At 58.8% G+C, this 14,993-nt stretch carries 28 protein-coding genes and 1 tRNA gene; 1 reads left to right on the plus strand and 28 read right to left on the minus strand.

The genetic code is table 11. The annotated features are described in order from the left end of the window. Positions 1-28 precede the first annotated feature (28 nt). The 28 genes from ACWYRN_RS06390 to ACWYRN_RS06525 form a co-directional block, all read right to left on the minus strand. Positions 29-1,006: a DNA-directed RNA polymerase subunit alpha gene (locus ACWYRN_RS06390; RefSeq protein ID WP_026354946.1), complete on the minus strand. Its 978-nt coding sequence runs from the start codon at positions 1,004-1,006 to the stop codon at positions 29-31. 116 nt (positions 1,007-1,122) lie between these two features. After that, positions 1,123-1,746: a 30S ribosomal protein S4 gene (rpsD, locus tag ACWYRN_RS06395; RefSeq protein ID WP_229437760.1), complete on the minus strand. Its 624-nt coding sequence runs from the start codon at positions 1,744-1,746 to the stop codon at positions 1,123-1,125. Positions 1,747-1,981: 235 nt separating this feature from the next. After that, positions 1,982-2,386, minus strand: a complete 405-nt coding sequence (rpsK, locus tag ACWYRN_RS06400) for a 30S ribosomal protein S11 (protein WP_005663404.1) — start codon at positions 2,384-2,386, stop codon at positions 1,982-1,984. Between the two features lie 14 nt (positions 2,387-2,400). Next, complete coding sequence (gene rpsM, locus ACWYRN_RS06405; RefSeq protein ID WP_229437761.1) at positions 2,401-2,766, minus strand: 30S ribosomal protein S13; 366 nt, start codon at positions 2,764-2,766, stop codon at positions 2,401-2,403. Between the two features lie 12 nt (positions 2,767-2,778). After that, complete coding sequence (gene rpmJ, locus ACWYRN_RS06410) at positions 2,779-2,892, minus strand: 50S ribosomal protein L36 (RefSeq protein ID WP_005663407.1); 114 nt, start codon at positions 2,890-2,892, stop codon at positions 2,779-2,781. A gap of 35 nt (positions 2,893-2,927) precedes the next feature. Next, the gene (gene infA / locus ACWYRN_RS06415) at positions 2,928-3,146 is read right to left on the minus strand and encodes a translation initiation factor IF-1 (protein ID WP_005663428.1); all 219 of its coding nucleotides are present in this window, start codon (positions 3,144-3,146) and stop codon (positions 2,928-2,930) included. 21 nt (positions 3,147-3,167) lie between these two features. After that, a complete protein-coding gene (gene secY / locus ACWYRN_RS06420) occupies positions 3,168-4,502 on the minus strand; it encodes a preprotein translocase subunit SecY (protein WP_488691659.1) in 1,335 nt (444 codons plus the stop codon). A 28-nt stretch (positions 4,503-4,530) separates the two neighbouring features. After that, positions 4,531-4,962: a 50S ribosomal protein L15 gene (gene rplO, locus ACWYRN_RS06425; RefSeq protein ID WP_229437763.1), complete on the minus strand. Its 432-nt coding sequence runs from the start codon at positions 4,960-4,962 to the stop codon at positions 4,531-4,533. Positions 4,963-4,988: 26 nt separating this feature from the next. After that, positions 4,989-5,168, minus strand: coding sequence for a 50S ribosomal protein L30 (rpmD, locus tag ACWYRN_RS06430; protein WP_036246278.1), 180 nt, complete (start codon positions 5,166-5,168; stop codon positions 4,989-4,991). A gap of 11 nt (positions 5,169-5,179) precedes the next feature. Continuing rightward, entirely contained in the window at positions 5,180-5,698 is a 519-nt protein-coding gene (rpsE, locus tag ACWYRN_RS06435; RefSeq protein ID WP_488691660.1) for a 30S ribosomal protein S5, read from the minus strand. Positions 5,699-5,710: 12 nt separating this feature from the next. Beyond that, entirely contained in the window at positions 5,711-6,073 is a 363-nt protein-coding gene (gene rplR, locus ACWYRN_RS06440; protein ID WP_229437765.1) for a 50S ribosomal protein L18, read from the minus strand. A gap of 11 nt (positions 6,074-6,084) precedes the next feature. Continuing rightward, a complete protein-coding gene (rplF, locus tag ACWYRN_RS06445) occupies positions 6,085-6,618 on the minus strand; it encodes a 50S ribosomal protein L6 (RefSeq protein WP_136219939.1) in 534 nt (177 codons plus the stop codon). Positions 6,619-6,628: 10 nt separating this feature from the next. Next, a complete protein-coding gene (gene rpsH, locus ACWYRN_RS06450) occupies positions 6,629-7,024 on the minus strand; it encodes a 30S ribosomal protein S8 (protein ID WP_192056827.1) in 396 nt (131 codons plus the stop codon). Positions 7,025-7,038: 14 nt separating this feature from the next. Further along, the gene (rpsN, locus tag ACWYRN_RS06455; RefSeq protein ID WP_141835681.1) at positions 7,039-7,344 is read right to left on the minus strand and encodes a 30S ribosomal protein S14; all 306 of its coding nucleotides are present in this window, start codon (positions 7,342-7,344) and stop codon (positions 7,039-7,041) included. Between the two features lie 4 nt (positions 7,345-7,348). Then, positions 7,349-7,888, minus strand: a complete 540-nt coding sequence (rplE, locus tag ACWYRN_RS06460; RefSeq protein ID WP_229437766.1) for a 50S ribosomal protein L5 — start codon at positions 7,886-7,888, stop codon at positions 7,349-7,351. Between the two features lie 4 nt (positions 7,889-7,892). Further along, positions 7,893-8,207, minus strand: coding sequence for a 50S ribosomal protein L24 (gene rplX / locus ACWYRN_RS06465; RefSeq protein ID WP_136219936.1), 315 nt, complete (start codon positions 8,205-8,207; stop codon positions 7,893-7,895). Positions 8,208-8,216: 9 nt separating this feature from the next. Beyond that, a complete protein-coding gene (gene rplN, locus ACWYRN_RS06470) occupies positions 8,217-8,585 on the minus strand; it encodes a 50S ribosomal protein L14 (protein ID WP_005663451.1) in 369 nt (122 codons plus the stop codon). Positions 8,586-8,818: 233 nt separating this feature from the next. After that, positions 8,819-9,091 (minus strand): 30S ribosomal protein S17, encoded by a 273-nt coding sequence (rpsQ, locus tag ACWYRN_RS06475; RefSeq protein ID WP_229437767.1) that lies wholly within the window; start codon positions 9,089-9,091, stop codon positions 8,819-8,821. Continuing rightward, positions 9,088-9,279, minus strand: coding sequence for a 50S ribosomal protein L29 (gene rpmC / locus ACWYRN_RS06480; RefSeq protein ID WP_027867254.1), 192 nt, complete (start codon positions 9,277-9,279; stop codon positions 9,088-9,090). Before rpmC ends, rpsQ begins: the two co-directional genes overlap by 4 nt. A 12-nt stretch (positions 9,280-9,291) precedes the next feature. After that, positions 9,292-9,711 carry a 50S ribosomal protein L16 gene (gene rplP / locus ACWYRN_RS06485; protein ID WP_005663456.1) on the minus strand — a complete coding sequence of 140 codons (420 nt, stop codon included), beginning with the start codon at positions 9,709-9,711 and terminating at the stop codon, positions 9,292-9,294. Between the two features lie 2 nt (positions 9,712-9,713). After that, a complete protein-coding gene (gene rpsC, locus ACWYRN_RS06490) occupies positions 9,714-10,544 on the minus strand; it encodes a 30S ribosomal protein S3 (RefSeq protein WP_229437768.1) in 831 nt (276 codons plus the stop codon). A gap of 10 nt (positions 10,545-10,554) precedes the next feature. Continuing rightward, positions 10,555-10,887: a 50S ribosomal protein L22 gene (gene rplV, locus ACWYRN_RS06495; RefSeq protein ID WP_170976705.1), complete on the minus strand. Its 333-nt coding sequence runs from the start codon at positions 10,885-10,887 to the stop codon at positions 10,555-10,557. Further along, a complete protein-coding gene (gene rpsS, locus ACWYRN_RS06500) occupies positions 10,884-11,159 on the minus strand; it encodes a 30S ribosomal protein S19 (RefSeq protein WP_229437769.1) in 276 nt (91 codons plus the stop codon). Before rpsS ends, rplV begins: the two co-directional genes overlap by 4 nt. A gap of 9 nt (positions 11,160-11,168) precedes the next feature. Next, on the minus strand, positions 11,169-11,996 hold the full coding sequence (rplB, locus tag ACWYRN_RS06505; RefSeq protein WP_229437770.1) for a 50S ribosomal protein L2: 828 nt from the start codon (positions 11,994-11,996) through the stop codon (positions 11,169-11,171). Then, positions 11,996-12,313 (minus strand): 50S ribosomal protein L23, encoded by a 318-nt coding sequence (rplW, locus tag ACWYRN_RS06510; protein WP_229437771.1) that lies wholly within the window; start codon positions 12,311-12,313, stop codon positions 11,996-11,998. Before rplW ends, rplB begins: the two co-directional genes overlap by 1 nt. Next, positions 12,310-12,930, minus strand: a complete 621-nt coding sequence (gene rplD / locus ACWYRN_RS06515; protein ID WP_229437772.1) for a 50S ribosomal protein L4 — start codon at positions 12,928-12,930, stop codon at positions 12,310-12,312. Before rplD ends, rplW begins: the two co-directional genes overlap by 4 nt. Positions 12,931-12,932: 2 nt before the next feature. Beyond that, the gene (rplC, locus tag ACWYRN_RS06520; protein ID WP_229437773.1) at positions 12,933-13,589 is read right to left on the minus strand and encodes a 50S ribosomal protein L3; all 657 of its coding nucleotides are present in this window, start codon (positions 13,587-13,589) and stop codon (positions 12,933-12,935) included. 278 nt (positions 13,590-13,867) lie between these two features. Continuing rightward, positions 13,868-13,944 (minus strand) — tRNA-Val (locus tag ACWYRN_RS06525). A 462-nt stretch (positions 13,945-14,406) separates the two neighbouring features. Between ACWYRN_RS06525 and ACWYRN_RS06530 the strand changes: the two genes are divergently transcribed. Continuing rightward, positions 14,407-14,982, plus strand: coding sequence for a TerD family protein (locus ACWYRN_RS06530; RefSeq protein ID WP_229437774.1), 576 nt, complete (start codon positions 14,407-14,409; stop codon positions 14,980-14,982). Positions 14,983-14,993: the final 11 nt, after the last annotated feature.

The following is a 14,993-nucleotide window of genomic DNA, read 5'->3' on the forward strand; positions in this document are numbered from 1 at the left end:
ACAATGGTGTCCGGATAGGTACGACAAATTACTTTTCGAGGCCGGCTGGTGGCCAGTTTTCCAGCTTCATGCCCAGGGTCAGGCCGCGCGAAGCAAGGACTTCCTTGATTTCGTTGAGCGACTTGCGGCCCAGGTTCGGCGTCTTGAGCAGTTCGTTTTCCGAACGCTGGATCAGGTCGCCGATGTAGTAGATGTTCTCGGCCTTCAGGCAGTTTGCCGAACGGACCGTGAGTTCCAGGTCGTCGACCGGACGCAGCAGGATCGGATCGACCAGCGGAGCACGCGATGGTGCTTCGGCAGCCGCTTCCGTGCCTTCCAGCGCGGCGAAGACGTTCAGCTGGTCAACCAGGACGCGTGCCGACTGGCGGATCGCTTCTTCCGGGGTGATGACGCCGTTGGTCTCGATGTTGATGATCAGCTTGTCCAGGTCGGTACGCTGCTCGACGCGCGCCGATTCGACGGCGTACGACACGCGGCGCACTGGCGAGAACGATGCGTCCAGGATGATGCGGCCGATCGTCTTGTTGGTGTCTTCCGACAGCCGACGGACGTTACCCGGCACGTAACCACGGCCCTTCTCGACCTTGATCTGCATGTCCAGCTTGCCACCGGCGGTCAGGTGAGCGATCACGTGATCCGGGTTGATCAGTTCCACGTCATGCGGCAGATCGATGTCCGATGCCAGGACGGCGCCTTCGCCTTCCTTTTTCAGGGTCAGGGTCACGGAGTCACGGTTGTGCACCTTGAACACGACACCCTTCAGGTTCAGCAGCAGGTCGACGACGTCTTCCTGCACGCCGTCGAGCGACGAGTACTCGTGCACGACGCCGGCGATGGTCACTTCGGTCGGCGCGTAGCCGATCATCGACGACAGCAGGACGCGGCGCAGCGCGTTACCCAGCGTGTGGCCATAACCACGTTCGAACGGCTCCATCACGACTTTTGCGTGACCGGCGCCCAGGGCTTCGACGTCGATGATACGTGGCTTCAACAAACTATTTTGCATGAAATGTCCTCTTCAATACCCTCGGCTCGTTACACCGATAAGGCTGATGGCATGTGGTGAATTCTGAAAACTGCAACGCCCGCTCGGTGAGGAGCGGGCGCATGTACGACGTTTTATTAACGCGAGTACAGTTCGACGATCAGCGCTTCGTTGACGTCGGCGGCGATCTCGTTACGCTCTGGGAACGAACGGAAGGTGCCTTCCATCTTCTTGCTGTCGACCGAGACCCAGCTCGGCATGCCGACTTGTTCGGCCAGCGACAGGGCTTCGATGATACGCACTTGCTTCTTGGCCTTTTCGCGAACGGCGATGACGTCGCCGGTCTTGACGGCGTACGAAGCGATGTTCACGACGTTACCGTTGACGGTGAAGGCCTTGTGGCTGACCAGCTGGCGCGCTTCGGCACGGGTCGAGCCGAAGCCCATGCGGTAGGTAACGTTGTCCAGGCGCGATTCCAGCAGCTTCAGCAGGGTTTCGCCGGTGTTGCCCTTGCGGCGCGACGCTTCGGCGAAGTAGCGGCGGAACTGGCGTTCCAGGATGCCGTACATGCGCTTGACCTTCTGCTTTTCACGCAGCTGGTTGCCGTAGTCCGAGGTGCGGGCACCCGACTTGACGCCGTGCTGGCCTGGCTTGACGTCCAGTTTGCACTTCGAATCGAGCGAGCGGCGTGCGCTCTTCAGGAACAGGTCGGTGCCTTCACGGCGCGACAGTTTTGCTTTTGGTCCGATATAACGTGCCACGTTGAATCCTTTGATGTATTAATCACGCCCCGGAGGCATCGCGAACGATGCGGCAGGCGCTAGTCCGACCCATGTATGAGCGGACGTGGCTGAAAGAACGCCCCGGAGGATGAGTCCGAGGCGAGAATAGCCGGGCAGTATAACCCAATCTGGGCGACTGCACCGGCATATTTGATACGACGCGTTGCTTCCGCGCTGCGATCAAGGAAAAGGCGGGGGACTCCCCGCCCCTGCCTTAGATACGACGACGCTTCGGCGGACGGCAGCCGTTGTGCGGAACTGGGGTAACGTCCTGGATCTCGGTGATCTTGATGCCCAGGTTGTTCAGTGCACGCACAGCCGATTCACGGCCTGGGCCTGGGCCCTTGATGCGCACTTCCAGGTTCTTCACGCCGCTTTCTTGAGCGACCTTGCCGGCTGCTTCAGCAGCGACCTGTGCCGCGAACGGGGTCGATTTACGCGAACCCTTGAAGCCAGCGCCACCCGACGTCGCCCACGACAGGGCGTTGCCCTGGCGGTCGGTGATCGTGATGATGGTGTTGTTGAACGAAGCGTGGACGTGGGCGATGCCCTCAGCCACGTTCTTCTTGACTTTCTTGCGGACGCGAGCTGCTGCTGCGCTGCTTTGTTGCTTAGCCATGGTCGGTTCCTAGATTATTTCTTCAGCGATTGAGCGGCCTTGCGCGGACCTTTGCGGGTACGTGCATTGGTGCGGGTACGCTGACCGCGCACTGGCAGACCCTTACGGTGACGCATGCCGCGGTAGCAACCCAGATCCATCAGACGCTTGATGTTCATGGACAGTTCGCGGCGCAGGTCGCCTTCCACGACAAACTTCGCGACTTCGTCACGCAGCTTCTCGAGTTCGTTGTCGTCCAGGTCCTTGACCTTCTTGTTGGTCGCGATACCGGTCGCTTCGCAGATTTTCTGCGAACGTGGACGGCCAACACCGTAGATCGCCGTCAGGCCGATAACAGTGTGCTGATGATTTGGGATGTTAACCCCTGCAATACGTGCCATTCGTTATTCCTCTTAACCTTGACGCTGCTTGTGACGCGGCTCGACGCAGATCACGCGGACCACGCCCTTGCGCTTGATGATCTTGCAGTTGCGGCAGATCCGCTTGACTGAAGCATTAACTTTCATTTTGTACTCTCTCTGGTGAGTTTACTTAATATTTTTTACTTGGTGCGGAATACGATGCGCGCCCGGGACAAGTCGTACGGCGTAAGCTCAACCGTTACCTTGTCGCCCGGGAGGATGCGGATATAGTTCATCCGCATTTTACCCGAGATATGCCCCAGGACCACATGCCCGTTTTCCAGCTTTACCCGAAATGTCGCATTTGGGAGATTCTCGAGAATCTCGCCCTGCATTTGGATGACGTCGTCTTTTGCCATTCGGTCCATTCCTCCTGCCGCTTAACGCGACGGGATTCCGCCCTTGAAGTTAGCCTTGCGCAGCAGCGATTCGTATTGCTGCGACATGACATAGTTCTGCACTTGTGCCATGAAGTCCATGGTCACCACCACGATAATCAGGAGCGACGTGCCGCCGAAATAGAAAGGAACTTTCCAGAACGACTGCAGGAACTCCGGCACCAGGCACACGAGGGTGATATAGACCGCACCGGCCAGGGTCAGGCGCATCAGGATCTTGTCGATGTAGCGTGCGGTCTGCTCGCCCGGACGGATGCCCGGAACAAACGCGCCGCTCTTCTTCAAGTTGTCCGCCGTTTCCTTGCTGTTGAATACCAGCGCGGTGTAGAAGAAGCAGAAGAACACAATCGCCACCGCATACAGCAACGCGTGGATCGGCTCACCGGTCGTCAGCGAGGCGGCCAGGTCTTTCAGGAACCCGATGAACGGGCCGCTGGAGTCCTTGCCCCGCGTGTACCAGTCGACGATCGTCGCCGGGAACAGGATGATCGAGGACGCGAAGATCGGCGGGATCACGCCGGCCATGTTCAGCTTCAGGGGCAGGTGGCTGGTTTGGCCACCGTACACCTTGTTGCCGACCTGGCGCTTGGCGTAATTCACGAGGATCTTGCGCTGACCGCGTTCAACGAACACGACTGCATACGTAACCGCAACCACCAGGATGACGATAATGATCGCGGCGATGCTGCTGATCGAACCGTTCGAGACCAGGGTGAACAGGCCACCCAGTGCCGACGGCAGACCGGCTGCGATACCGGCGAAAATGATGATCGAAATGCCGTTGCCCAGGCCACGTTCGGTGATCTGCTCGCCCAGCCACATGAGGAACATGGTGCCGGTCAAGAGGGTCACGACCGTGACGAAGCGGAATGCCATGCCTGGTTCGAGCACGAGACCCGGCTGGGCCTCGAGCGCGACGGCGATGCCGAACGCCTGGAACAGAGCCAGTGCCACCGTGAAGTAACGGGTGTACTGGGTGATCTTGCGGCGCCCTGCTTCGCCTTCCTTCTTCAGCGCTTCCAGTTGCGGCGAGACGATCGACCCCAGCTGCATGATGATCGAAGCCGAAATGTAGGGCATGATCCCGAGTGCGAACACGGTAAAGCGGGACAGCGCGCCCCCCGAGAACATGTTGAACATGCCCAGGATGCCGTTCGAGTTTTCCTTGAACAGCGACGCCAGCGCGACCGGATCAATCCCGGGGACCGGGATATGAGCACCGATGCGGTACACGACCAATGCGCCAAGCAAAAACCACAGCCGGCCCCAGGGGAATCCGGCGGCGGCGCTTTTACCAAGTTGTGAATTAGTCGCCAATTTTTGCTCCGATCAGGCAGCGATCGCTTTACGCGACCGAACCGCCAGCTGCTTCGATGGCCGCTTTCGCGCCCGCGGTCGCTTTCAGGCCCTTGAGGGTCACCGCTTTGGTGATCTCGCCCGACAGGATGACGCGCACGTCGCGTGCCACCACCGGCAGGATGCCTGCTTGCTTCAGCACCAGGATGTCGATCTCGCCGACGGCCAGGGCGTTCAGGTCCGACAGACGGACTTCAGCCTTGAAGGTGGCGTTCAGCGACTTGAAGCCGCGCTTCGGCAGACGACGCTGCAGAGGCATCTGGCCGCCTTCGAAGCCGACCTTGTGGAAGCCGCCCGAACGCGATTTCTGACCCTTGTGACCGCGACCGGCGGTCTTGCCCAGGCCGGAGCCGATACCGCGGCCGACGCGGCGCTTCGCATGCTTGGCGCCGTCAGCTGGTTGAATGGTATTGAGTTCCATTAGTTTCTCCGTACGTAAGCCGCGGCTTACGAAACAACTTTAACGAGGTACGCGACTTTGTTGATCATGCCACGCACGGACGGGGTGTCCTGCAGCTCGGAAACCGAGTTGACACGACGCAGACCCAGGCCGCGCACGGTGGCACGGTGATCCTGACGGGTACCGATCAGGCCCTTGACGAGCTTGACTTTGACAGTGTTTGCCATGTTTGTTCCCCTTAACCCAGGATGTCTTCAACCGACTTGCCGCGCTTGGCAGCGATGTCAGCCGGAGTGCTCATTTTTGCCAGACCGTCGAGGGTCGCGCGAACCAGGTTGTACGGGTTCGACGAACCGGTCGACTTGGCGACCACGTCGGTCACGCCCATCACCTCGAAGATAGCGCGCATTGCGCCACCAGCGATCACGCCGGTACCCGGCTTGGCCGGCGACATCAGGACGCGCGAGGCGCCGTGACGACCGGTGACGGTGTGGTGCAGCGTACCGTTCTTGAGGGGCACCTTGATCAGGTTGCGGCGGGCTTCTTCCATCGCTTTTTGCACGCCGACTGGAACTTCCTTCGACTTGCCTTTGCCCATGCCGATGCGGCCATCGCCGTCACCGACAACGGTCAGCGCTGCAAAACCCATGATACGACCACCCTTGACCACTTTGGTCACGCGGTTGATCGCGATCATTTTTTCGCGCATGCCATCATCCGGCTTGTCGCTTGCCATTTTCGCTTGCATTTTTGCCATGACGATTCTTCCTTAGAACTTCAGACCGGCTTCACGCGCGGCATCTGCCAGCGCCTTGACACGGCCGTGGTAACGGAAACCCGAACGGTCGAATGCGACTTCGGTGATTCCTGCTTTCAGTGCTTTTTCTGCGACGCGCTTGCCAACCAGGGCGGCGGCTGCAGCGTTGCCGCCGGCGCCGGATTTGCCACCGAGTTCAGCGCGCACTTCTGCTTCCAGCGTCGAAGCCGAAACCAGGACCTTCGCATCCGGGCTGATCAGGTTCGCATAGATGTGCAGGTTGGTGCGGTGAATCGACAGGCGATTCACGCCCAGCTGGGCGATCTTGATGCGGGTTTGGCGTCCGCGACGCAGACGCGATTGTTTCTTGTCCATGTCAGCTCCGATTATTTCTTCTTGGTTTCTTTAAGCTTCACCACTTCGTCCGAATAACGGACACCCTTGCCTTTGTAAGGCTCAGGCGAGCGGTAAGCGCGCACTTCAGCGGCAACCTGGCCGACCTTTTGACGATCGATACCCTTGATCAGGATTTCGGTCGGGGTCGGGGTTGCTGCGGTGACGCCTTCCGGCATCGCGTGCAGCACCGGGTGCGAGAAGCCCAGCGACAGGTTCAGGGCGTTGCCCTGCACTGCTGCCTTGTAGCCCACGCCCACCAGGTTCAGCTTCTTCTCGAAGCCCTTGGTGACGCCGGTAACCATGTTGTTGACCAGGGCGCGCAGGGTGCCCGACATGGCGTTCGATTCACGCGAATCGTCCACCACGTCGAACGTCAGCGTGCCGTTGTTGTTTTCTACCTTGACCAGGCCGTTCAGCGGCTGGGTCAGGGTGCCCAGTGGGCCTTTGACCGTGATCGCTGCTGCAGTGATCGCCACTTCGGCGCCAGCTGGGACAGCGATTGGCATCTTAGCTACTCGAGACATCGTCTACTCCTTAAGCTACGTAGCAGATAACTTCGCCGCCGACGCCGGTGGCGCGGGCTTTGCGGTCAGTCATCACGCCTTGCGGGGTCGACACAATCGCCACGCCCAGGCCGTTCATGACGGTCGGGATCTCGTCTTTGCCTTTGTAGACACGCAGGCCAGGACGGGAAACGCGCTCGATGCGCTCGATGACCGGACGGCCGGTGTAATACTTCAAACCGATTTTCAGTTCCGACTTGCCACCTTCGGTGGACACGGCGAAATCCTCAATGTAACCCTCGTCCTTCAGGACGTTGGCAATGGCAACCTTGACTTTCGACGACGGCATTGCGACCGTGGTCTTTTGAACAGTTTGTGCGTTGCGAATGCGGGTCAGCATATCGGCGATAGGATCGCTCATACTCATTGCTTATTCTCCTATTACCAGCTGGCTTTGGTCATACCCGGAATTTCGCCCTTCATGGCGAATTCGCGGATTTTGGTACGGGCGAGGCCGAACTTACGGAAGGTGCCACGTGGGCGGCCGGTCATGGCGCAGCGGTTACGCTGGCGGGTCGGCGCCGAGTTACGTGGCAGGGCCTGCAGTTTCAGGCGCGCTTCGTAACGTTCTTCTTCGGTCTTCGACTGGTCGTCGATGATCGCTTTCAGAGCTGCACGCTTTGCGGCGAATTTCTCCACCAGGTCTGCACGCTTCTGTTCGCGGTTAATCAGTGCAAGTTTTGCCATGCTCTTAGTTCCTGAACGGGAATTTGAAGGCGGCGAGCAGCGCTTTGGCTTCGTCGTCGGTCTTAGCGGTGGTGGTGATCGAGATGTTCATGCCACGCAGCGCGTCGATCTTGTCGTAATCGATTTCAGGGAAGATGATCTGTTCCTTGACGCCGATGTTGTAGTTGCCACGACCATCGAACGATTTGCCGTTCACGCCACGGAAGTCACGCACGCGCGGCAGGGCCACGGTGATGAAACGATCCAGGAACTCGTACATGCGGTTGCCACGCAGGGTAACCATGGTACCGATCGGGTAGCCTTCGCGGATCTTGAAACCTGCGATTGCCTTGCGCGACTTGGTGGTCACTGGCTTCTGGCCGGCGATCTTGGTCAGGTCGCTGACAGCGTGCTCGAGCACTTTCTTATCGGCGATCGCTTCACCAACACCCATGTTCAGGGTGATCTTGGTCAGGCGCGGCACTTCCATCACCGACTTGTAACCGAATTTCTCGGTCAGGTCAGCGACGACTTTGTCTTTGTAGAATTGTTGGAGACGGGCCATGTTCTTACACCTTCACTTCTTCGCCGGAAGACTTGTAGACGCGGACTTTCTTGCCGTCCTGGTCTTTGAAGCCTACGCGGTCAGCCTTGCCGGTCGCGGCGTTGAACAGCGCGACGTTGGAGACGTGAATCGGCATCGCCTTGTCGACGATACCACCTTGGACGCCGGTCATCGGGTTCGGCTTGACGGCCTTCTTGGCGACGTTCACGCCATCGACGATGACGTGCTCGGCGTCGACGCGACGCGAAACCACGCCACGCTTGCCCTTGTCTTTACCGGCCAAAACGATGACTTCGTCGTTTTTACGAATCTTATCCATTGCGACTCCTTACAGTACTTCAGGTGCCAGGGACACGATCTTCATGAACTTTTCAGTGCGCAGCTCGCGCGTCACTGGTCCGAAGATACGGGTGCCGATCGGTTCCAGCTTGGCGTTCAGCAGTACTGCGGCATTGCCGTCGAACTTCACCAGGGAGCCGTCTTGGCGGCGCACACCTTTAGCGGTACGCACAACCACAGCGTTATAAATTTCACCTTTTTTGACACGGCCACGTGGCGCAGCAACCTTGACGGTTACCTTGATGATGTCGCCAATGCTCGCATAACGGCGCTTGGAGCCGCCCAACACCTTGATGCACAAAACTTCTTTTGCACCGGTGTTGTCGGCTACTTCGAGCCGGCTTTCGGTTTGAATCATAGTATTTTCTTTCCCAACTTAAGCCGAAGAAACCCCACGGCGAACCGTAGGCCTGCGGTCAGTCTTGGTCCCGCCGCACCGCCCCTGCTGGAGCGCTACGATTGGGTGATTGGACTTTCCAATAAACTTCGAACAGGCCGCAGTTACCGAGGGGGACAAACTGCGGCAACACATGAACGAAGCCCGCTAGTATCTCAGATACCAGCGGGCCACGCAAGACTAATTTTTACTGCTTACAGTACCTGTGCAACCTGCACAACACGGGTAACAGTCCAAGCTTTCGTCTTCGAGATCGGGCGACCTTCCGAGATCTCGACCGTGTCGCCGGTCTTGGCCTGGTTGGTTTCGTCGTGCGCGTGATACTTGTTCGAGCGCACGATGATCTTGCCGTACAGCGGGTGCTTCACGTGACGCTCGATCAGCACGGTGACGGTCTTGTCCATTTTGTCGGACACGACTTTGCCGACCAGCGTACGCTTCAGCGCCGTTTTAGTGGTGTCGTTCATTTGGCTTCCTTCGAGTTCATCACAGTCTTCACACGCGCGATGTCGCGACGTACTTTCTTGAGCTGCGCGGTATTGCCCAGCTGCTGGGTAGCGATTTGCATGCGCAGGCCGAATTGGGCCTTCAGCAGCTCATTCAGCTCCTTTTGCAGCGCTTCCTGGTCCTTGCCGCGGAGTTCCGATGCTTTCATATTCAACTCCTGTTATTGGCCGACCTGGCGCACGACGAACGTGGTAGCCAGTGGCAGTTTGGCAGCGGCCAGGCGGAATGCTTCGCGCGCCAGTTCTTCTGCGACGCCGTCCATCTCGTACAGGACTTTGCCTGGCTGGATTTCAGCGACGTAGTATTCCGGATTACCTTTACCGTTACCCATACGGACTTCGGCCGGCTTGTTCGAGATCGGCTTGTCCGGGAAGATACGGATCCAGATACGACCGCCACGCTTGATGTGACGGGTCATGGCGCGACGTGCCGCTTCGATCTGGCGCGCGGTGATACGGCCGCGGGCAACTGCCTTCAGACCGAATTCACCGAACGAGACCGCGGTGCCGCGGGTGTGCGAAATGCCGGTGTTACGGCCTTTCTGCTCTTTACGATACTTCCTGCGCGATGGTTGCAGCATGCTTATTCTCCTGCTTTCTCAGCTGGTGCAGCGGCAGCCGGGGTCGCCAGCTTGACGGCTGGACGAGCACGCACGGTCGGTGCTGCATTACCTGGGCGGGCGCCGCCAGCTGGGCGTGGGCCGCGCGATGGCTTGCCATCGTCACGACGTGGGCCGCGTGGCTTCTTCTCGTCCGGCGGGGTGTCGATGACCGGGGCTTCGCCGGTGACCGAACGGTCGCCTTTGTAGACCCAGACCTTGACACCGATGATGCCGTAGGTGGTCGACGCTTCGCTGGTGCCGTAGTCGATATCGGCGCGCAGGGTGTGCAGAGGCACACGGCCTTCGCGGTACCATTCGGTACGTGCGATTTCGATGCCGTTCAGACGGCCCGACGACATGATCTTGATGCCGACGGCGCCCAGGCGCATTGCGTTTTGCATTGCGCGCTTCATCGCGCGGCGGAACATGATGCGCTTTTCCAGCTGCTGCGAGATCGAATCGGCGATCAGCTGCGAATCGATTTCCGGCTTGCGGATTTCTTCGATATTGACGTGCACAGGCACGCCCATGATCTTCGTCAGCGACGACTTCAGCACTTCGATGTCTTCGCCTTTTTTACCGATCACAACACCAGGACGCGACGAGTAGATGGTGAAGCGCGCGTTCTTGGCTGGGCGCTCGATGACGATGCGGCCGACCGAAGCGTTCTTCAGCTTCTTCTTCAGGAAAGTACGTGCTTCCAGGTCTTCCTTCAGCATGTCGGCGAAGTTGCCGTTGCCAGCGTACCAGCGCGATGCCCAGTTACGGGTGACCGCCAGGCGGAAGCCGGTTGGGTGGATTTTCTGACCCATCGTTTGCTCCTTAGTTACCGACAGTCACGTAGACGTGACAGGATTGTTTCGAAATGCGATCGCCGCGGCCTTTTGCACGAGCAGTAAAGCGCTTCAGGATCGGGCCCTTTTCAACGTAGATCTGAACGACTTTCAGCTCGTCGATGTCGGCGCCATCATTGTGTTCCGCGTTGGCGATTGCCGACTCGAGAACCTTCTTGATGATGGTCGCGCCTTTTTTCGGGCTGAACTGCAGAATGTTGAGTGCTGCGTCAACTTTCTTGCCGCGGATCAGGTCCGCAACCAGGCGGCCCTTTTGTTCCGACAGGCGCACGCCTTTGAGGATAGCTTTAGTTTCCATTATTTTTTCGCCTTCTTGTCAGCGGCGTGGCCCTTGAACGTACGGGTCAGCGCGAACTCGCCGAGCTTGTGGCCGACCATGTTCTCCGAGACGTACACCGGCACGTGCAGCTTGCCGTTGTGGACAGCGATCGTCAGACCGATGAAGTCAGGAGTGATCGTCGAGCGGCGCGACCAGGTTTTGACTGGCTTCTTGTCTTTGGTCGCTTGCGCGGTCTCGACTTTTTTCACCAGGTGGGCGTCAACGAACGGCCCTTTTTTCAATGAACGAGTCATGATTTATCCTTATTTCTTGCCGCGGCGCGAGACGATCATCGACGAAGTGCGCTTGTTCGAACGCGTCTTCTTGCCCTTGGTCTGTTGACCCCATGGCGACACCGGATGGCGACCAGCTGCCGTACGGCCTTCACCACCACCGTGCGGGTGGTCGATCGGGTTCATGACCACACCGCGAACGGTAGGACGAACACCGCGCCAGCGCATCGCGCCAGCTTTACCGATCTTGCGCAGGCTGTGCTCGGCGTTGCCGACTTCACCCACGGTTGCACGGCATTCGATGTGAACGCGACGGACTTCACCCGAGCGCAGGCGAACCTGGGCGTAGGTGCCTTCACGGGCCATCAGGACCACGCCGGCGCCGGCGGTACGGGCCATCTGGGCACCCTTACCTGGCAGCATTTCGACGCAGTGCATCACGGTACCGATCGGGATGTTGCGGATCGGCAGGCAGTTGCCCGACTTGATCGGCGCTTCCGAACCGTTCATCACGCTGTCGCCGACAGCCATGCCTTTGGTGGCGATGATGTACGCACGGTGACCGTCGGCGTAGCACAGCAGTGCAATGTGCGCGCTACGGTTCGGGTCGTATTCGATACGCTCGACCTTGGCAGGAATGCCGTCCTTCTGGCGCTTGAAGTCGACCAGACGGTAGTGATGCTTGTGGCCACCGCCGATGTGGCGGGTGGTGATGTGACCGTTGTTGTTACGGCCAGCAGTCTTCGATTTCTTTTCAACCAGTGCTGCGAACGGACGGCCCTTGTACAGGTCGCTGTTCACAACTTTCACCATGCCGCGGCGGCCTGGGGAGGTTGGCTTCATCTTAACGAGTGCCATTATTTAGCCTCCTCGACAAAATTGATTTCCTGGCCTGGCTTCAGGCACACGAAAGCGCGCTTGGTGTGGTTGCGGCGACCGTTGAAACGGCCCGAACGCTTTTGCTTGCCTTCGCGGTTCACGGTCTGCACCGATTCCACTTCGACTTTGAACAGCAGTTCGACGGCAGCCTTGATTTCTGGCTTGGTCGCGTCAGGCAGGACCTTGAACACGATCTGCTCGTTCTTTTCCGCGATGAAGGTAGCCTTCTCGGAAATGACCGGAGCCAGCAGCACCTTCATCAGGCGCTCTTCGCTGAATTTGATTGCGGTGCTCATGCGTACATCTCCTCGATCTTGGCCAGAGCAGCTTTCGTGACCAGGACTTTTTTGTAGAACACCAGCGACATCGGGTCAGCAGCTTTAGGCTCGACAACCAGCACGTTCGGCAGGTTACGCGAGGCCAGCAGCAGGTTTTCTTCGATGGTGTCGGTGATCACCAGGACCGATTCGAGGCCCATGCCCTGCAGCTTTTGCGACAGCAGCTTGGTCTTCGGTGCTTCGATCGACAGGTTCTCGATGACGACCAGGCGGCCTTCGCGGGCCAGCTGCGAGAAGATCGAGCAGATACCTGCACGGAACATCTTCTTGTTCACTTTGTGGGTGAAGTTTTCGTCAGGCGAGTTCGGGAAGATGCGACCACCGCCGCGCCACAGTGGCGACGACGACATACCAGCACGAGCGCGGCCGGTGCCTTTTTGGCGCCATGGCTTCTTGGTGGTGTGGCTGACTTCTTCACGGTCTTTCTGCTTGCGGTTACCGCTACGTGCATTGGCAGCGTAGGCGACCACGACCTGGTGAATCAGGGCTTCGTTGTATTCGCGGCCGAAGACTTCATCGGTAGCTGCAACAGCGGCGCCGGCTTGACCTTGCTCATTCAGGAGCTGAAGTTCCATAATTAAGCTCCCTTCTTGGCTTTGACTTTGACGGCTGGCTTGACAACCACTTGGCCGTTCTTGGCGCCAGGAACGGCACCCTTCACCAGCAGCAGCTGACGCTCAGCGTCGATACGAGCGATTTCCAGGTTCTGGGTGGTGACGGTAACGTCGCCCATGTGACCGGTCATGCGCTTGCCAGGGAACACGCGGCCCGGATCCTGCGCCATACCGATGGAGCCAGGAACGTTGTGCGAACGCGAGTTACCGTGGGTCTGACGACCCGACGAGAAGTTGTAACGCTTGATGGTACCGGCGTAGCCCTTACCGATCGAGGTGCCTTGCACGTCGATTTTCTGGCCCACTTCGAACAGCGAAACGTTCACGGTGTCGCCGGTTTTGAGTTCGGCGGCTTTGGCGGCTTCGACGCGGAATTCCTTCAGCATCGTACCGGCTTCCACACCAGCTTTGGCGTGGTGACCCGCAACAGCCTTGGTCACGCGGGAAGCGCGACGTTGACCGAATGCGACCTGAACTGCGGCATAGCCGTCGGTTTCAGGAGTTTTGATTTGCGCGACACGGTTGTTCGATACGTCGAGCACGGTGACTGGGATCGAGTCCCCGTCATCCGTGAAGATGCGCATCATGCCAACCTTGCGACCGAGAAGGCCCAGGCTCATTTTTTCTCCATTCCCACCTACGATTGGGCGGGGGTTGTTTAACTACTAGGAAAAAGTACGGATTCGAAAAAGACCAATCCATACCGAAGCCGGCTAGTATAGCGCGCAAAGGGGCTTGACGCAACAAGATAATCGGGGGTATGTGAACCCTTGTTGCGCATTTTTCGCAGTAGCGTGGAGAAGAAGGAATCTGGTCTAGCTGACCAGCACAGAAAAGGCACTGTTGCGCCTTTTCTCTGCAGAACCGCGAAGGGCTCTGCGACTGTTTGAAGTGTCTTTGGTGGGCGGTGCAGGATTCGAACCTGCGACCCCTTGGATGTCGACCAAGTATTCTAACCAACTGAACTAACCGCCCGGGGAGCCGCATTATACGAAGGGTTTTCTTGGAATGCAATAGCTGAGTTTCAGAAGCGTTATGGTCATCCGTTAGTGGGGCTGTTGCCTGCTCTGTTATCGGTGCCTTGAATCCGCGTGGGCTCGAGAGCCCACCCTACGGACGAGGCCGCGGGCTCGCGGCAGCGAAAAGCAAAACCCGGTAGGCCGCAGGTTTCATCACCGCGAGCCGATGACTTGTCCCGTAGGGTGGGCTCTCGAGCCCACGCGGATCGTGCATACCAATACAAGGGCAGGCAACAGCCCCACGCACGCATGCATATATCACCTGCGAAATTCTTCCCTAAGCCTGCCATAAGCCCCCTTATGTACAATCGGGCAATTAACGCCTATATTGGCTGCCGAGGCAATCCATTCGCCACCCGGTATGCCACGGCGCAAAACAACGAGCAGTGTTAATTCAACTGAACTGAAAGGGTTTGTAATGGCAATCAGTCTGCAAAAAGGCGGCAACGTCAACCTGAGCAAAGAAGCACCGAACCTCACCAAGGTCCTGATCGGCCTGGGCTGGGACCCGCGTTCGACCGACGGCGCGGCCTTCGACCTGGACGGCAGCGCCTTCATGCTCAAGTCCGACGCCAAGGTGCGCGGCGACGCCGACTTCATCTTCTATAACAACCTGAAGTCCACCGACGGCTCGGTCGTCCACAACGGCGACAACACCACCGGCCAGGGTGACGGCGACGACGAGACCCTGCTGGTCGACCTGACCCGTGTGCCGGCCGACGTCGACAAGGTCTCGTTCTGCGTCACCATCCACGACGCCGAAGCGCGCCGCCAGAACTTCGGCATGATCGGCAAGGCCTTCATCCGCTGCGTGAATGCCGGCACCAACGCCGAGATCGCCCGCTACGACCTGTCGGAAGACAGCTCGACCGAAACCGCGATGATCTTCGGCGAACTGTACCGCGCAGGCGGCGACTGGAAATTCCGCGCCGTCGGCCAGGGCTACAACGGCGGCCTGGGCCCACTCGCACGCTCGTTCGGCGTCAACGTCTGATTCGACATCCG

The organism is Massilia sp. BAP21, assembly GCF_057801335.1.

Coding starts and splice junctions, on each gene's coding strand:
- rplB (WP_229437770.1), bottom strand. CDS start 11,996: ATGGCACTCGTTAAGATGAAGCCAACCTCCCCAGGCCGCCGCGGCATG.
- ACWYRN_RS06390 (WP_026354946.1), bottom strand. CDS start 1,006: ATGCAAAATAGTTTGTTGAAGCCACGTATCATCGACGTCGAAGCCCTG.
- infA (WP_005663428.1), bottom strand. CDS start 3,146: ATGGCAAAAGACGACGTCATCCAAATGCAGGGCGAGATTCTCGAGAAT.
- rpsN (WP_141835681.1), bottom strand. CDS start 7,344: ATGGCAAAACTTGCACTGATTAACCGCGAACAGAAGCGTGCAGACCTG.
- rplW (WP_229437771.1), bottom strand. CDS start 12,313: ATGAGCACCGCAATCAAATTCAGCGAAGAGCGCCTGATGAAGGTGCTG.
- ACWYRN_RS06530 (WP_229437774.1), top strand. CDS start 14,407: ATGGCAATCAGTCTGCAAAAAGGCGGCAACGTCAACCTGAGCAAAGAA.
- rpmJ (WP_005663407.1), bottom strand. CDS start 2,892: ATGAAAGTTAATGCTTCAGTCAAGCGGATCTGCCGCAACTGCAAGATC.
- rplP (WP_005663456.1), bottom strand. CDS start 9,711: ATGCTGCAACCATCGCGCAGGAAGTATCGTAAAGAGCAGAAAGGCCGT.
- rplN (WP_005663451.1), bottom strand. CDS start 8,585: ATGATTCAAACCGAAAGCCGGCTCGAAGTAGCCGACAACACCGGTGCA.
- rplO (WP_229437763.1), bottom strand. CDS start 4,962: ATGGAACTCAATACCATTCAACCAGCTGACGGCGCCAAGCATGCGAAG.
- rplR (WP_229437765.1), bottom strand. CDS start 6,073: ATGGACAAGAAACAATCGCGTCTGCGTCGCGGACGCCAAACCCGCATC.
- rpmC (WP_027867254.1), bottom strand. CDS start 9,279: ATGAAAGCATCGGAACTCCGCGGCAAGGACCAGGAAGCGCTGCAAAAG.
- rplF (WP_136219939.1), bottom strand. CDS start 6,618: ATGTCTCGAGTAGCTAAGATGCCAATCGCTGTCCCAGCTGGCGCCGAA.
- rpsS (WP_229437769.1), bottom strand. CDS start 11,159: ATGACTCGTTCATTGAAAAAAGGGCCGTTCGTTGACGCCCACCTGGTG.
- rpsH (WP_192056827.1), bottom strand. CDS start 7,024: ATGAGTATGAGCGATCCTATCGCCGATATGCTGACCCGCATTCGCAAC.
- rpsC (WP_229437768.1), bottom strand. CDS start 10,544: ATGGGTCAGAAAATCCACCCAACCGGCTTCCGCCTGGCGGTCACCCGT.
- rpsQ (WP_229437767.1), bottom strand. CDS start 9,091: ATGAACGACACCACTAAAACGGCGCTGAAGCGTACGCTGGTCGGCAAA.
- rpmD (WP_036246278.1), bottom strand. CDS start 5,168: ATGGCAAACACTGTCAAAGTCAAGCTCGTCAAGGGCCTGATCGGTACC.
- rpsK (WP_005663404.1), bottom strand. CDS start 2,386: ATGGCTAAGCAACAAAGCAGCGCAGCAGCAGCTCGCGTCCGCAAGAAA.
- rplD (WP_229437772.1), bottom strand. CDS start 12,930: ATGGAACTTCAGCTCCTGAATGAGCAAGGTCAAGCCGGCGCCGCTGTT.
- rpsE (WP_488691660.1), bottom strand. CDS start 5,698: ATGGCAAAAATGCAAGCGAAAATGGCAAGCGACAAGCCGGATGATGGC.
- rpsM (WP_229437761.1), bottom strand. CDS start 2,766: ATGGCACGTATTGCAGGGGTTAACATCCCAAATCATCAGCACACTGTT.
- rplC (WP_229437773.1), bottom strand. CDS start 13,589: ATGAGCCTGGGCCTTCTCGGTCGCAAGGTTGGCATGATGCGCATCTTC.
- rplX (WP_136219936.1), bottom strand. CDS start 8,207: ATGGATAAGATTCGTAAAAACGACGAAGTCATCGTTTTGGCCGGTAAA.
- rplE (WP_229437766.1), bottom strand. CDS start 7,888: ATGGCCCGTCTCCAACAATTCTACAAAGACAAAGTCGTCGCTGACCTG.